Source organism: Streptomyces sp. NPDC038213 (assembly GCF_055600495.1).
The window spans coordinates 1-15,075 of sequence record NZ_JBVJYM010000023.1; the positions used below are offsets into that span (position 1 = coordinate 1).

The following is a 15,075-nucleotide window of genomic DNA, read 5'->3' on the forward strand; positions in this document are numbered from 1 at the left end:
CCCCGCGGAGCGGGTCCCTCCACGCTGCGCGTGGAGGAGGGAACCCCTTCGCTGCGCTCGGGGGCTCGGCTTCGCCGAGCTGGGGCCGGCCCTTTGGGCCGGGTCCTTCAGCGCTGCGCGCTGAAGAGCGGGGACGGCTCGCTGCGCTCGCCGTCTTTGGGGGCGCTTCGCGCCCCCAAAGCGAGCCCCTTCGGGGCTCGGAGGCTTCCGCTTCGCTACAGCCCAAGGGCTTCTTCAGCGCTGCGCGCTGAAGAGCGAAGCCGCGCGCAGCGCGCGCGGTCTTTGGGGCCGCGAAGCGGCCCCAAAGCGAGCCCCTTCGGGGCTCGAACGCTTCCGCTTCGCTTCAGCGCAAAGCGAGGCCCCCTGCGGGGGCCTCGAGGCTTTCGCTCCGCTTCAGCCCTCTTCAGCGCTACGCGCTGAAGAGCGAGGACGGCTCGCTGCGCTCGCCGTCTTTGGGGGCGCAGCGCGCCCCCAAAGCGGGCCCCTTCGGGCCCGGGGCTTCCGCTTCGCTTCAGCCCAAAGGGTTTCTTCAGCGCGCGCGCTGAAGAGTGAAACCGCGGCCCTTCGGGCCCGGGTAGCTTCCGCTTCGCTTAGCGCTTGTAAGTGTGACCGCGCGCGGAACGCGCGGTACTTGGGCCCGCTTGGCCGGCCCAAGGCGATCCCTTCGGGCTGGGGGTTTCCGACTCGCTGCAGCCAAAGAAGGTCTGCTCAGCGCTAAGCGCTCGAGGACTTGCATCTCACGCCGGCCCGGATGAAGTTCAGGGTTCCCTTCGCGCTGCGGGACCAGGGGAGCCGGCTGGGCCCGCAGGCAGGCCCAGTCGGCAGCCGCCGCGGTTAGATCGCGCGGACCTGCTGAGCCTGGGGGCCCTTCTGGCCTTGTCCGATCTCGAACTCGACGCGCTGCCCCTCGTCAAGGCTCTTGTAACCGTTGCCCTGGATCTCCGAGTAGTGCACGAACACGTCAGGACCACCACCGTCCTGCTCGATGAACCCGAACCCCTTCTCGCCGTTGAACCACTTCACACTGCCCTGAGCCATGACCTAAATCCCTTGACCTCACAGCCACCCGCACATTGCCGGCAGCACGCGCCCATCCTCCCCCAGGTATGGAGCAAGAAACTCCACAGAAGCAGTTCATGACCCGAACAGCGCAACGAATACATGGACAGGTGCTTCATATTTGATGGCGGATAAGCTCTGGGCCGTGGCACATGGGGCGACCGCGTCGCTCTCGTCGCTCATTGGCCGGCGGTTGACCGCGCGGGCGTTGGGCGACTGGTAGCCGGAGGCTCGCGCGGTGGCCTCGGGGGTCAGGAGCGGAGGTAGGCGAGGACTGCCCAGACTCGGCGGTGGGTGTGGTCGGCTGGGGGGAGGTCCAGTTTGGTGAGGATCGAGCCGATGTGTTGCCTACTGCGGCTTCGGAGACGACCAGTTGGCGGGCGAAGGCTGCGTTGGACTTGCCTTCGGCTACCAGGCCCAGGACTTCGCGTTCGCGTCCTGGCCCACACGGTCCTTGAGGAGGTACCCGACGCCCGCGCCGTCGCCGGAGTCGAGGAGGCGCGGCGAGCTACAACGCCTGGTCGGCGGCGCGCGGCGACCAGGGGGCCTGGTCGGCGTACGGGTTCGACTGGTCGACGGACTACTGCACGACCTCGCCGGACAACCCCTTCGGCTTCCCGTTCCAGAACTCCTGCGCCCGGCACGACTTCGGCTACCGCAACTACAAGGCGGCCGGCTCCTTCGCCGCCAACAAGGCCCGCCTGGACGACGCCTTCTACACCGACCTCAAGCGGGTGTGCTCGGCGTACTCGGGGCTGAAGAAGACCTCCTGCGACTCCACTGCCTGGACCTACTACCAGGCCGTCAAGGCCTTCGGCGCCAGCGCGGCCGTGGACGGCGCCGCCTCCGTCGCGGCCCGGTAGGCCGTCACCTGCGGATCCCGGCGGGTCCGCGGTGCGCGGTGCACCCGCTACGGCAGCCGGGCCCAGGTGGGCGGTACGGGGTCGGCCAGGTCCGGGCGGTCCTCCGCGAGCTGCCAGCGGCCGGCCGGGGTGCGGGTGAAGACGAGGGTGTGGGGCAGTTCGTACTCCGTGTGCGGCGGCGCGCCGCCCCCGGCGTCCTCGTGGGACAGCCGGGTGTGCTCGGTGACCCGCAGGACGGCCCGGCCGGACCCGGACCCGGACCCCGGGCCCGCCGCGGTGACGGTGACCTCGGCGCGGCTGAAGCCGTGCCCGGCGGCGCGCAGGGCGCGGCCGGACTCGGCCAGGTCCGCGAACTCCCCGGCCAGCAGGGCCGCGAGGGGCGGGGCGACCCCGGTGACCGGACCCGGCGGGACGCCGGTCGCGGTGACGGCGTCGGCGCGCTGCTGGAGGTACGCGTCCCCGATCCGGACCAGGCCGCGGACGTCCGCCTCGGACAGCCCGGCCTTGCTGCGGCCGTCCCCGTCACGCCCGTCCCCGCCGCGGCCGTCCCCGGCGGCGGGGAGCAGGAGCGCGGCGGCGGCAGCGAGGGCGGCCGCCCCGGTGAGGGCGGCGGCGAGGGTACGGCGGCGCATGGCGCTCCTTCTTCGCGGGCCGGTTCCGATCATGGACACGCCGGGTGGCGGCGGACGGTTGCGCTCCGGCTGCCGCCCCCGCGGACGGCCGCAGCAGAGGGGGCGGCAGGGGGCGTTGAGGCTGCTGGGGTAGGCGAGTCAGTCGGGCCGGGTGGGCCCTATGGCGCCAGAGAGGTCAAAGAAACAGGGGGACCGGTTTGGTTTTGGCCAAGTTGTCGAGGGTTCAGCCAGGGCGGGACGTCCGCTTTTCGACCGTCGGCCGAGCACTCCCCCACCCCCGCCCCACCGCGGCTCCGACCCGGCCCCCGCCGGACCACCGGGACTCCAGGAGTACTCCAGTACGGCACGCCACGCTTGTGGCGTGCCGTTTTTCCGGTCCGTACGGGGGCGCGCCGCGCGCGCGACCACGGTCGGGACCGGGGAGGGGTGCATGCGACCCGGTTGAGCGGTGCCTGGTTCCGCCGCACCCCAGGACTCCTGTGGGGTGGCGGAGAAGCGTCGGGTTCACAATAAACCGCATAAGCGGTTTGTTAACCTCCCCGGGTCTTGTTGCTATTTGATCCTGACGGGAGTCCCCCACCGTGGCAACGTTCCTCCATAAGCTGGGCCGCTTCGCGTTCCGAAGGCGCGGCTTGACAGCTCTGCTGTGGCTGTTCGTCTTCCTGGGGGCGGGCGCCGCGGCCGGCGCGGCCCCCGCGCCCCCGGCCGACACCTTCTCCATGCCCGGCACCGAATCGCAGAAGGCCTTCGACCTCCTGGAGGAGAAGTTCCCGGCCGCGAGCGTCGACGGGGCCAGCGCCCGCGTCGTCGTGCGCGCGCCCAAGGGGGAGCAGGTCACCTCCGCCGACAACAAGGCCGCGGTGGCCGCACTCGTCGGGAAGCTGGGCAGGGTCCCGGACGTCACCCGGGTCACCGACCCGTTCACCTCCGGGGCGGTCAGCAAGGACGGGACCACCGCCTACGCCGTGGCCACGTACAAGGTGGCGGCGCTCAAGCTGACGGACAAGCAGCACGACGCCCTCGACAAGGTCCTCAAGGACGGCCGGGCCGCGGGCCTGACCGTGGAGGCCGGCGGTGACGCGGTCAAGGTCGACGTGTCCATGAACGGCACCGGCGAGAAGATCGGCCTGCTGATCTCCGCCGTGGTCCTCGTCATGACCTTCGGCTCCATGATCGCCGCGGGGATGCCCCTGCTGACCGCCCTGATCGGCGTCGGCACCGGTATCAGCGCCATCACCGCGGTCAGCGCCACCTTCGGCCTGTCCGCCGCCACGTCCAACCTCGCCATGATGCTGGGCCTGGCCGTCGGCATCGACTACGCCCTCTTCATCGTCTCCCGCTACCGCGCGGAGCTGGTCGAGGGCCACTCCCATGAGGAGGCCGCGGGCCGCGCGGTGGGCACCGCGGGCTCCGCGGTGGTCTTCGCCGGACTCACCGTCATCGTCGCGCTCGCGGGTCTGAGCGTGGTGAACATCCCGATGCTGACCAAGATGGGCCTGGCCGCCGCGGGCGCCGTGGTCGTGGCGGTCCTCATCGCGGTCTCGCTCGTCCCCGCACTGCTCGGCTTCGCGCCGGTGAAGGTGCTGCGCCGCCGCGAGCGGGCCTCGTACCCGGTCGCGCCGAAGAACGCGCGCCAGGAGCGCAGGGCCGCCAAGCGGGAGGCGAAGCTCGCCGCCCGGGCCGCCAAGCAGGCGGGCAGGCCCGCCAGGGCGACGGACCCCGGGAAGCCCAACCTGGGCGCCCGCTGGGCCGCGTTCGTACTGCGCCGCCCGGTCGCGGTGCTGCTGGTCGGCGTACTCGGCCTCGGCGCCGTGGCGCTGCCCGCGGCCGACCTGGAGCTGGGCCTGCCCGGCGAGGGCACGATGGCCCCCGAGACCACCCAGCGCAAGGCGTACGACATGCTGTCGGCCTCCTTCGGGGACGGCTTCAACGGCCCGCTGACGGTCACCGTCGAGGCCGAGAAGGCGGCCGAGGCGGGCAAGACGGTCGGGGCGGAGCTGGCGAAGCAGGAGGGCGTGGTCTCGGTGTCCCCGCCGGTGGCCAACGAGGCCGGCGACACCGCCATCCTCAGCGTGGTCCCCTCCAGCGGTCCCACCGAGTCGGCCACCGAGGACCTGGTGCGCGCCCTGCGCGAACTGGCCGGCGGGCTGGAGGAGCAGACCTCCTCGGAGATCCTCGTGACCGGCCAGACCGCGCTGTTCATCGACTTCTCCCGCACCCTGGACGAGGCGCTGCTGCCCTACCTCGCCCTGGTCGTGGGCCTGGCGTTCCTGCTGCTGATGGTGGTCTTCCGGTCCGTTCTCGTCCCGTTCAAGGCGGCCCTGGGCTTCCTGCTGTCGGTGGGCGCGGCGATCGGCGCGGTCGTGGCGGTCTTCCAGAAGGGCCACCTCGCGGACCTGTTCGGCGTGGACCAGCCCGGTCCGATCATGAGCACCATGCCGATCCTGATGATCGGCGTGGTCTTCGGACTGGCCATGGACTACGAGGTGTTCCTCGTCAGCCGGATGCGCGAGGCGTACGTCCACGGGGCCGACCCGGGCGAGGCGGTCGTCACCGGCTTCCGCTACAGCGGGCGGGTGGTCACGGCCGCCGCGATCATCATGATCAGCGTGTTCTCCGGGTTCATCACCGAGCAGCACGACCTGATCAAGATGATGGGCTTCGCCCTGGCGGCCGCGGTGCTCTTCGACGCCTTCGTGGTCCGCATGGCGATCATCCCGGCGCTGTTCGCACTGCTCGGCAAGTCGGCCTGGTGGCTGCCGGGCTGGCTCGACAAGGTGCTGCCGAACGTGGACGTCGAGGGCGAGAAGCTGGGCCGGCTGCCCGCCTCCCCGCCGCCGGCGGCCGAGCGCGAGCGCGAGCTGATCCACTGAACCGGCCGGCCCCGGGGGCCTTCGCCCGCGGCGCGCGTGCGCCGCGGGGGGAGGCCGCCCGGGCCGCCGCTCAGGCGGTGGCGCCTTCCTCCTGCTGCTCCTCGCCTTCGTCCTCCTCGGACTCCGGCCCCGTGTGCAGGACTTCGCGGGCCTGTTCGGCGGCGCGGGTGATGCTCTCGGTGACGAAGTCCACGAAGCGGGCGATGTTCTCCAGGCGCACACCGGCGTGGGTGGCGGGGCCGAGGATGCCGACGCCCTGGCGGGCGATCTCCACGAGCTGTGCGGAGGCCCGGGCGCTGGCCATCATCGACTGGTACCAGACGTCGTCGTCGACGAGGTAGCGCTCGCGCCGCCGCTCGTCCCGCTCCCGGCGGACCAGCCCCTGGGTCTCCAGGAACGCGACGGCCTTGGAGATCGAGGCCGGGCTGACCTGGAGGCGCTGGACCAGCTCGGCGGCGGTGAGGCTGCCCTCGTCGGTGGTGTAGAGGCAGACCAGCACCCGGGACATCATCTTCGGCAGCCCGGAGGCCATGAGGACGGTGGTGAAGGTCTCCTCGTACTCGGCGACCGCCTCGGCGTCGCGGCCGTGCTGCTGCGGGGCGCTCCCCGGGGTCCGGGGGGCGGTCTGCTTGCGGCGGTGGGCGCGGTGCTCGGTGGCCCGGTGGGCGAGGTCGGCCCGGTAGGAGGTGGGGCCGCCGTTGCGCATCACCTCGCGGGTGATCGTCGAGGTGGGGCGGTCGAGGCGTCGGGCGATCTCCGCGTAGGCGAGGCCGTCGGCCAGACCCAGCGCGATCTGCTGGCGTTCCTGCTGGGTGAGTCTGCCTCCCGGCATCGGGGTCTCCTTCGCTGTGGCAGTGGATCTCCAGTATAGCGTTCACCTCCAGTTCATTGCAACGCACCCCCTCGGCATCATTGCGTTAGATTCGAGACCATTGCAATGATTGCAATCGCCTGACCTGGTATTTCTTAGATTCTGCGCAACGAATCTGTTGTCAGCATCTAGAAAGCAACGTAGTGTTTCACCCATCGGAAACGACGGGCGGCGCAAGCGGCCCGCGATGCGGATGAAGGAGAGCACCATGAACTTCGACACCCCCAACCCGGTCGCGGCCGTCCTCGACATCGCCGCCGGCCGGATCCACCTGATCGCCGCCGACCGGGCCGACACCGCCGTCGAGGTCCGGCCCGCGGACCCCTCGAAGAGCCGCGACGCCAAGGCCGCCGAGGAGACCTCGGTCTCCTTCGCCGACGGGGTCCTGCGCATCGAGGGCGGGCCCGCGGAGCACCGGGCGCTCGGCAGCTCCGGCTCGGTGGAGGTCACCGTCCAGCTGCCCGCCGGCTCCCGGGTGGAGGCCAGGGCCGCCGCCGCCGACATCCGCGGGGTCGGGCGCCTGGGCGAGGTCTCCTTCGAGGGCGCGCAGGCCACGGTCAAGATCGACGAGGCCGAGAGCGCCCGCCTGACCCTCCAGGACGGCACCGTCTACGTCGGCCGGCTGGCCGGTTCCGCGGAGATCACCACCCAGCGCGGCAGCCTGGAGATCGCCGAGGCAGTCAGCGGCAGGGTCAGCCTGAGCACCCAGCACGGCGAGATCTCGGTCGGCGCCGCCCGCGGGGTCTCCGCCTCCCTCGACGCCGGCACCACCTACGGCCGGATCAGCAACTCGCTCCACAACGCCGACGGCCCCGCCGCCGCGCTGAGCATCCACGCGACCACCGCGTACGGCGACATCACCGCCCGCAGCCTCTGACACCGCAGCCCCCTGAAGGAGCACCCATCATGACCAACCTGGCCATCGCGGCGAACGGGCTGCGCAAGTCGTACGGCGACAAGCTCGTACTCGACGGGGTCGACCTCAACGTCGCCGAGGGCACGATCTTCTCCCTGCTCGGCCAGAACGGCGCCGGCAAGACCACCGCCGTGAAGATCCTCTCCACCCTGATCTCGGCCGACGGCGGCACCGCCGCCGTCGGCGGGCACGACCTGGCCTCCGAGGCCCAGGCCGTCCGCGCCGCCATCGGCGTCACCGGCCAGTTCTCCGCCGTCGACGGTCTGATCACCGGCGAGGAGAACATGCTCCTCATGGCCGACCTGCACCACCTCTCCAAGGAGGAGGGCAAGCGGGTCACCGCCGAACTCCTGGAGCGCTTCGACCTCGTCGAGGCCGCCCAGAAGCCCGCCTCCACCTACTCCGGCGGCATGAAGCGGCGCCTCGACATCGCCATGACCCTGGTCGGCAGCCCCCGGATCATCTTCCTGGACGAGCCCACCACCGGCCTCGACCCCCGCTCCCGCCACAACATGTGGCAGATCATCAGGGAGCTGGTCAACGGCGGCGTCACCGTCTTCCTCACCACCCAGTACCTGGAGGAGGCCGACGAGCTCGCCGACCGCATCGCCGTCCTCAACAACGGCCGGATCGTCGCCGAGGGCAGCGCCGAGGAGCTCAAGCGGCTCATCCCCGGCGGGCACGTCCGCCTCCGCTTCTCCGACCCCGCGGCCTACAACTTCGCCGCCCTCGCGCTCGGCGACGCCACCCGCGACGACGAGGCCCTGTCCCTGCAGATCCTCAGCGGCGGCAGCCAGCGCGACCTGCGCGCCATCCTCGACCGGCTGGAGTCCGCCGGCATCGAGGCGGACGAGCTCACCGTGCACACCCCCGACCTCGACGACGTCTTCTTCGCCCTGACCGGCAGCGACGTTCCGACCCCCGCCCAGTCCAAGGAGGCTGTCCGATGAGCTCCCTCTCCCTCGCCGTACGCGACTCGGCGACCATGCTGCGCCGCAACCTGCTGCACGCGCGCCGCTACCCGTCGCTGACGCTGAACCTGCTCCTCACCCCGATCATGCTGCTCCTGCTCTTCGTCTACATCTTCGGAGACGCGATGGGCGCGGGCCTGGGCGGCGCCGCGGACCGGGACGCGTACATCGCGTACATCGTCCCCGGCATCCTGCTGATGACCATCGGGTCCACCGTGGTCGGCACCGCGGTCTCCGTCGCGGGCGACATGAACGAGGGCATCATCGCCCGCTTCCGCACCATGGCCATCCACCGCGGCTCCGTCCTCTTCGGGCACGTGGCCGGCAGCGTGCTCCAGGCGATCATGGCGGTGGTCCTGGTCGGCCTGGTCGGCGTGGCCATCGGCTTCCGGTCCGTGGACGCGAGCTTCGTCGAGTGGATCGCGGCCTTCGGCCTGCTGTCGCTGTTCGCCCTGGCGTTCACCTGGATCGCGGTCGGCATGGGCCTCGGCAGCCCGAACGCCGAGGCCGCGAGCAACGCCGCCACCCCGATGATCCTGCTGCCCCTGATCTCCAGCGCCTTCGTGCCGCTCGACTCGATGCCCGGCTGGTTCCAGCCGATCGCCGAGTACCAGCCCTTCACCCCGGCCATCGAGACCCTGCGCGGCCTGCTCCTCGGCACCGAGATCGGCAACAGCTGGTGGATCGCGATCGCCTGGTGCCTCGCCCTCACCCTGCTCGGCTACCGCTGGTCGAAGTCGCAGTTCGAGAGCGAGCCGAAGTAGGAGCCGGCGCGGGGCCCCAGCAGCCCTGAAGCCCCCGCCCCCAGGACGCGGCGGCGTATTCCGAACCCCCGTCGGAGTACGCCGCCGCTCTTCCCGTTCCGCCCCCGGGCCCGCCTCGACCGCATCGCGAGCCCCCTTCGAGCGCGGGGCGCGAAGCTCGGTACCAGCTCCGGTACGGACGGGCAGCGACCCCCCGCGGAGCACCGAACCGCCCGCCGGCGCCCCCATCCCCCGAGGGCACCGGCGGGCCTTCGCCCGTCCGCTGCCGGATCGAGCCCGCCGGCGCAGACGAAGGGACAGCCGACGATGAACACCACCTGGTTCCGGCGCTTCACCAAGACCGCGGGGACCGGGCCCCGGCTCGTGTGCTTCCCGCACGCGGGCGGGTCCGCGACCGCCTACATGCAGCTGGCGCGCACCCTGCCCGAGGACCTGGACGTGGTCTCCGTGCAGTACCCGGGGCGCCAGGACCGCTACCGCGAGGAGCCGTTCACCGAACTGGCCCCGCTGGTCGAGGCCGTGGCCGCGGAGCTGGCCCGGGACCTGGCCGCCGAACCGGGGCGCCCGTACGCCCTGTTCGGCCACAGCATGGGCGCGCTCGTCGCCTACGAGACGGCCCGGCGGCTCGCCGCCACCGGGCAGCCCGCGCCGCTGCGGCTGTTCCTCTCGGGCCGGGGCGCGCCGGAGACCCGGCCGAGCCCCTTCGGCACCTCCTTCACCGACGCCGACGTGCTGGCCGAGGTCCGCAAGCTGAACGGCACGGACCAGTCCATGCTCGACAACCCCGAGGTGGTCGAGATGGTGCTGCCGGCCCTGCGCGCCGACTACCGGACCCTCGGCTCGTACCGCTGGGGCGGGGGCGGGCCGCTGAGCTCCCCGATCACCTCGCTGATCGGCGACGCGGACCCGATGGTGACGGTCCCCGAGGCGCAGGCCTGGCAGGGGCACACCACGGGCGGGTACGAGCTGAAGGTGTTCACCGGCGGGCACTTCTACCTCCAGGAGCACCTGGCGGGGGTGGCCGCGGCCGTCACCGGGGGACTGCTCGCCCCGGCGGCCTGATCCGCGATATGGCGCGATAGGCCGGGTTGACCCTGACCCAAGGTCAGGGTGGACGCTGGTTCCATGACGAATTCGACCACTTCGAGTCCTTCGCCCAAGACCGGTCTGCTGCCCTTCGAGGACACCGGCCTGTCGCTGAGCGACACGCGCGGCCCGGGCCGGCCCGTCGTCTACCTGAACGGCGCCTATGCCGACCGCCGCCCCTGGCTGCCCGTCGCCGCCGACCTCGACGCGGACGGCGACAGCGGCTGGCGGCACATCATGTACGACGAGCGGGCCCGGGGCCGTTCGCGGACCTCCGCGGACTACTCCTTCGACGCCTGCCTGCGGGATCTGGACGCGGTGCTGAAGGCGACGGGGGTGGCGCGGCCGCTGCTGGTCGGCTGGTCGTACGGTGCGGCGCTGGGTGTGCACTGGGCCGCCCGGAACCCCGGCCGCGCCGTGGGCGTGGTCTGCGTGGACGGGGGCATCCCGTACGGGCTGACCGGCGCGGAGGGCGAGGAGCGGATCCGCAGGCTGTTCCGCCGGATGGGCTGGATGCTGCCGCTGGTACGGCCGTTCGGCATGGCCGCGCGGATGTCCGCCGCCCAGCACGCGGAGGTCAACATCGAGGCCAACCGGGTCAACGCGGAGATCGGACCGGTGCTCGACCGGCTGGACTGCCCGGTGCGGTACGTGCTGGCCACCGGCGGCAGCCTCGGCGGCGGCAGGGAGGAGATGGAGGAGATGCGGGCCTCCCTCGATCCGGTGCTGGAGCGCAACCCCGGCATCCGGGTGAGCGCGAAGGTGCCGAGCAACCACTCCCACGTCCTGCGCAAGGACTTCCGGGCCGTCGCCCGCGCCGTACGGGAGACCGCGGCCGCCCACGACCAGAGGACCCGCTGAGCACATGGAGTACGGAGTCACGATCGGCCAGGCGGCCGCCTTCGCGGGCGTCACGGTGAAGGCCGTGCGCCACTACCACCGGCTCGGGCTGGTGGCGGAGCCGGAGCGGGACCGCTCCGGGTACCGGCGCTACGGGTCCTCGGACATGCTGCGGCTGGTGCAGGTGCGGACGCTGGCGGGGGCGGGGGTGCCGCTGGCCGAGATCGGGGAGCTGCTGGACGCGGGGCCCGAGCGCTTCGCCGCGGCCCTGGACGACATCGAGCGGCGGCTGACCGAGCGGATCGCCGAGCTGACCGCGCGGCGGGCGGTGCTGCACCGGCTGGCCTCCGGGGACCGGCTGCTGCTGCCCGAGCGGGCCTGCCTGGCCCTGGACCGGCTCGCGGAGCTCGGGTTCGGCGCCGACTACGTGGCCCTCCAGCAGGAGGCGCTGGTCCTGGCCCGGGCGCTGGTGCCGGAGGTGTTCGACGGGTTCCTGACGCAGATGGAGCAGCAGCTCGGGGACCCGGAGTACGTGGCGCTGGTGAAGCGCTGCCGGGACGCGGAGGGCTGGGATCCGGACGATCCGCGGCTGGCCGGGCTGGCGGCCGCGCTGGCCGCCAAGGTGCTGGCGCACCCCGAACTGCTGTCCATGCCGGCCGAGTTCCGGGCCCGCCCCGACGCGGCCACCCGCTACGGGCTGGTCAACCACCACCGGGCCGAGCAGGCCCCGGCGGCCGCCCGGCTGAACGAGCTGCTGGAGGACCGCCTGCGGGCCGCGGGGGTGGACATCCCCGCACCGTGACGGCCGCCCGCCCGCAGTGCGGGCGGCCGTCACGGGAGCGGGTCACAGGACCGCGCCCGCCTTGGTGCGGCGGCGCAGGCTGGGCCTGCTGGACTGGGACAGGTCGTCCCACATGTCGGAGAGGCCGATGACGGTGCGGGCGGCGAACAGCCTGCGGATCGACACCTCCTGCCCCAGCTCGGAGCGGATCAGGCCGACCAGCCGGATCGCCCGCAGGGAGTTGCCTCCGAGGTCGAAGAAGTCCTGGTCGATGCCGACCCGGTCCAGTTCGAGCACATCGGCGAAGGCCGCGGCGAGCACCCGCTCGGTCTCGTTGCGCGGGGCCTTGTACGAGCCGTCCTCGAAGGCGGGCTCGGGGAGCGCCGCGCGGTCCAGGCGGCCGCCCGCGGTGACGGGCAGGCGGTCCAGCACGGTGAAGACCGCGGGGACCATGGACTCCGGCAGCAGGCCCGCGGCGAAGCGGCGCAGCTCGTCGGCGGAGACCTGCTGCCCCGCGGCGGGGACCACGTAGGCGGCGAGCTTCTGCTGCCCGGCCGGGTCCTCCCTGACCGCGACGGCGCACTGCGCGAGCCCGGTGTGGACGGACAGCAGCTCCTCGACCTCGGCCAGTTCGACGGCCGTGCCGCGGACGTCGACGCGGGTGCCGGCCCCGCCGACGTACTCCAGACGGTCCCCGGCGCCCCAGCGGACCCGGTCGCCGGTGCGGTACATGACCGATCCGGCGGGACCGAACGGGCAGGGGACGAAGCGGGCGGCGGTGGCCGCGGGGCGCCCGGCGTACCCGCGGGCCACGCCCTCGCCCGCCACGTAGAGCTCCCCGGGCACGCCGGCGGGTACGGGCGCCAGGCCCGGCCCGAGGACGTACACGGCGGTGTTGTCCAGGGGGCGGCCGACGGCGCCGGCGTGGTGCACGGGCTCGTCGGCGGCCAGCCGGTGGGCGGCGGCGAACACGGCGGTCTCGGCGGGGCCGTGGCCGTTGACGACGCTCAGCCCGGGGCAGGTCTCGCGGACCCGGCGCAGGGCGGCGGCGGAGACCCGGTCCCCGCCGGTCCACACCTCGCGCAGGCCGGCGAGGGCCTCGGGGCGCTCGGCCGCCAGGGCGGCGAAGCGGGCGGCGGGCAGCCAGACGGCGGTGACCCCGTGGGCGGCCTGCGCGGCGGCCAGGGAGTCGGCGGTGAGCCCGTCCCCAGGGGCCACGGCCACGCAGCCGCCGTTGAGGAGGGGCACCCAGACCTCCAGGGCGAGGCTGTCCGCGGTGACCGGCGCGTGCCACAGGACCGTGCCGCTGCCCGCGGCGCGCCACTGGCGGTCGAGGGCGAGGCGGCGCAGGTTGCGGTGGGTCAGGGCGACGGCGGCGGGGGCCTCGCCGGGCGCGGTGCCGTGGGCCAGGGCGAAGAGGCCGTCCTGCGGCAGCGGACCGGCCGGTTCGGGGGCTGCGGCATCCGCTGCGGCGTCCGCTCCGGCCTCGGCGAGGAGCTCCTCGAGGAGGGTCGGGGCGAGTCCGGTGGCGGCGGAGGCGGCGGCCGCGGAGGCGGAGTCCGCGATCAGCAGGCGGGCGCCGGAGTCGGCGGCGGCCGTCTTCGCGAAGGCGCCGGGCAGGGCGGGGTCGAGCGGGAGGTGGGCGGCGCCGGTGCGGGCCACGGCGAGCAGGGCGGTGACCAGTTCGGCGGAGCGCGGCAGGGCCACCGCGACCACGGCCCCGGGTCCGGCCCCGCGGGCCCGCAGGGCGGCGGCGAGCCGGCCGGCGCGCTCGTCGAGGGTGCGGTACGAGAGCTCGGTGCCGGCGCCGACCACGGCCGGGGCCTGGGGATCGCGGCGGACCTGCGCGGTGAACAGCTCCGGAATGGAGAGTTCCGGCACCTCCGCGGCGGTGTCGTTCGCGGAGTTCAGCAGCTGCTCGCGCTCGGCGCCCGCGAGCACGTCCAGGGCGCCGACCGGCTCCTCCGGGGAGGCCACGGCGGCGCGGATGTAGGAGATCAGGGACTCTCCGATGAAGCGCAGCTCCGCCCGGTGGTACAGGTTCGCGGGGGCGTCGAGGCGGATGTAGAGGTCGCTGTCCGGGCTGCCGTCGGAGTAGACGCCGACCGACAGCTCCTCGAAGGTGCCGGTGGTGGCGCCGGAGTAGCGGGCCGGGGCGTCGCCGAAGTGCAGCTGCTCCGCGAACTCGACCACGTTGACGACGGTGCCGAAGCTGCCGCGGCCGCTCAGGGTGGTGCCCGCGGCCCGCTGGATGTCGGAGTAGTGCAGGGCCGCGTGGTCGAAGATCTCGTACGTCTCCTCGGAGATCGCCTCGGCGACCTCGGCGAAGCTCGCGCCGAGCGGGACCTCCACGCGGACGGGGACCACGTTGACGGCGAGGCCGGGGGTGCGGCTGGCCACGCCCACGCGGTTGCCGACGGCGAGCGACAGGAGGAACTCCGGGCGGTCGCAGCGGTGCCGGAAGAACACCGCGGCGGCGGCGGTGACCAGCTGCGAGGTCCACAGGCCCAGCTCCTGGGCGGCCTCGGTCCACTGGTCGGCCTCGGCGCGCGGGACGGTCAGCGTACGGCTCACCATGCCGATGGTCTCGGCCACCTCGGACCAGCGGTCGGCGCTGCTCAGCGGCTCGGCGAGGGCGGTGCGCACGGACTCGGGCAGCTCGAAGCGCGGGACCTGGGCGGGGGCGGGGGCGTCGGCGAGGTACCCGGCCCAGAAGGAGGAGTCCTCGGTGAACTTCTCGGAGGCGAGGTAGTCGACGGCCTCGGCGGCGAAGGACTCCGTGTCCCAGGGGTGCGGGAGCTCCGGCACGGCCCCGCCGCGCACGAGGGCGGTGTACACCTCGGCGAGGCGCTTGGAGAGCAGGCCGCCGGCCCCGTACCCGTCGGAGATGAGGTGGTGGTAGGCGATCACGAGCAGGAAGCGGTCGGCGGCGAGGGTGACCGTGCCGAGCCGGAACAGCAGGTCCTTCTCCAGGTCGAAGGGCTCGCGGACCAGGTCGGCGAGGGCCTCGCGGGCCGCCTGCTCGGGGTCCGGCGCGCCGCTCAGGTCGAGGGCGAAGGGCCGCCAGTCCCCCAGCTCGCGGGGGGTCAGGCGCAGGCCGCTGCCGTCGTCGGAGAAGGTGACGCGCAGCACCTCCGCCTCGGCCATGACGTGGCGGAATGCGGATTCCATCGCGGCGGTGTCCAGTTCACCGGCCACGTCCCACATGGTCAGCGCATGGTTCGGCGTGTCGGCAGCCATTTGCTGCGCCCGCCACATGCCTTTATGCGCAGACGACGCACCGAACGAACGCACACAGATCAACCCCTCGGAAAACAGGCCCGGAATCCAGAATTCGGAATGCGGAATGCGGAAGGACCGGAAGAATTCGCAGATCACCCCCATCTTCGAGGGGGTGCATCCGCCGTTCAAGACAAGTC

11 protein-coding genes and 2 pseudogenes are annotated in these 15,075 nt (G+C 72.9%); 8 read left to right on the forward strand and 5 right to left on the reverse strand.

Annotation, left to right across the window (positions count from 1 at the left end; genetic code table 11):
- Window positions 1-834: 834 nt before the first annotated feature.
- Both ACZ7JZ_RS26065 and ACZ7JZ_RS26070 read right to left on the reverse strand, forming a co-directional pair.
- Window positions 835-1,038, reverse strand: coding sequence for a cold-shock protein (locus ACZ7JZ_RS26065; protein WP_120089331.1), 204 nt, complete (start codon window positions 1,036-1,038; stop codon window positions 835-837).
- Window positions 1,039-1,310: 272 nt separating this feature from the next.
- Window positions 1,311-1,626: pseudogene (locus ACZ7JZ_RS26070) on the reverse strand (response regulator transcription factor); the annotation flags it as partial.
- Here ACZ7JZ_RS26070 and ACZ7JZ_RS26075 point away from each other — a divergent pair.
- Window positions 1,560-1,922 (forward strand): annotated as a pseudogene (locus tag ACZ7JZ_RS26075) (phospholipase); the annotation flags it as partial. The pseudogenes ACZ7JZ_RS26070 and ACZ7JZ_RS26075 overlap by 67 nt on opposite strands.
- A 47-nt stretch (window positions 1,923-1,969) precedes the next feature.
- Here the strand turns inward: ACZ7JZ_RS26075 and ACZ7JZ_RS26080 are convergent.
- Window positions 1,970-2,554, reverse strand: a complete 585-nt coding sequence (locus tag ACZ7JZ_RS26080; protein WP_470943330.1) for a hypothetical protein — start codon at window positions 2,552-2,554, stop codon at window positions 1,970-1,972.
- A 581-nt stretch (window positions 2,555-3,135) separates the two neighbouring features.
- On the opposite strand from ACZ7JZ_RS26080, the gene ACZ7JZ_RS26085 reads away from it, so the two are divergent.
- Window positions 3,136-5,427: an MMPL family transporter gene (locus ACZ7JZ_RS26085; RefSeq protein WP_470943332.1), complete on the forward strand. Its 2,292-nt coding sequence runs from the start codon at window positions 3,136-3,138 to the stop codon at window positions 5,425-5,427.
- A 70-nt stretch (window positions 5,428-5,497) separates the two neighbouring features.
- Here the strand turns inward: ACZ7JZ_RS26085 and ACZ7JZ_RS26090 are convergent, their stop codons facing one another.
- A complete protein-coding gene (locus ACZ7JZ_RS26090) occupies window positions 5,498-6,259 on the reverse strand; it encodes a GbsR/MarR family transcriptional regulator (RefSeq protein WP_470943333.1) in 762 nt (253 codons plus the stop codon).
- 247 nt (window positions 6,260-6,506) lie between these two features.
- Between ACZ7JZ_RS26090 and ACZ7JZ_RS26095 the strand changes: the two genes are divergently transcribed.
- The 6 genes from ACZ7JZ_RS26095 (at window position 6,507) to ACZ7JZ_RS26120 (ending at window position 11,677) form a co-directional block, all read left to right on the forward strand.
- Window positions 6,507-7,175 carry a DUF4097 family beta strand repeat-containing protein gene (locus ACZ7JZ_RS26095; protein WP_470943334.1) on the forward strand — a complete coding sequence of 223 codons (669 nt, stop codon included), beginning with the start codon at window positions 6,507-6,509 and terminating at the stop codon, window positions 7,173-7,175.
- A 29-nt stretch (window positions 7,176-7,204) separates the two neighbouring features.
- On the forward strand, window positions 7,205-8,164 hold the full coding sequence (locus ACZ7JZ_RS26100; RefSeq protein ID WP_470943336.1) for an ATP-binding cassette domain-containing protein: 960 nt from the start codon (window positions 7,205-7,207) through the stop codon (window positions 8,162-8,164).
- Window positions 8,161-8,949 (forward strand): ABC transporter permease, encoded by a 789-nt coding sequence (locus tag ACZ7JZ_RS26105; RefSeq protein WP_470943337.1) that lies wholly within the window; start codon window positions 8,161-8,163, stop codon window positions 8,947-8,949. The genes ACZ7JZ_RS26100 and ACZ7JZ_RS26105 overlap by 4 nt, the downstream gene beginning before the upstream one ends.
- A gap of 306 nt (window positions 8,950-9,255) precedes the next feature.
- Complete coding sequence (locus ACZ7JZ_RS26110) at window positions 9,256-10,011, forward strand: thioesterase II family protein (RefSeq protein WP_470943338.1); 756 nt, start codon at window positions 9,256-9,258, stop codon at window positions 10,009-10,011.
- Between the two features lie 63 nt (window positions 10,012-10,074).
- A complete protein-coding gene (locus ACZ7JZ_RS26115) occupies window positions 10,075-10,896 on the forward strand; it encodes an alpha/beta fold hydrolase (RefSeq protein WP_470943340.1) in 822 nt (273 codons plus the stop codon).
- Between the two features lie 4 nt (window positions 10,897-10,900).
- On the forward strand, window positions 10,901-11,677 hold the full coding sequence (locus ACZ7JZ_RS26120) for a MerR family transcriptional regulator (RefSeq protein ID WP_470943341.1): 777 nt from the start codon (window positions 10,901-10,903) through the stop codon (window positions 11,675-11,677).
- Window positions 11,678-11,719: 42 nt separating this feature from the next.
- Here ACZ7JZ_RS26120 and ACZ7JZ_RS26125 read toward each other — a convergent pair whose 3' ends face one another.
- Window positions 11,720-15,040, reverse strand: coding sequence for an AMP-binding protein (locus ACZ7JZ_RS26125; protein ID WP_470943342.1), 3,321 nt, complete (start codon window positions 15,038-15,040; stop codon window positions 11,720-11,722).
- Window positions 15,041-15,075: the final 35 nt, after the last annotated feature.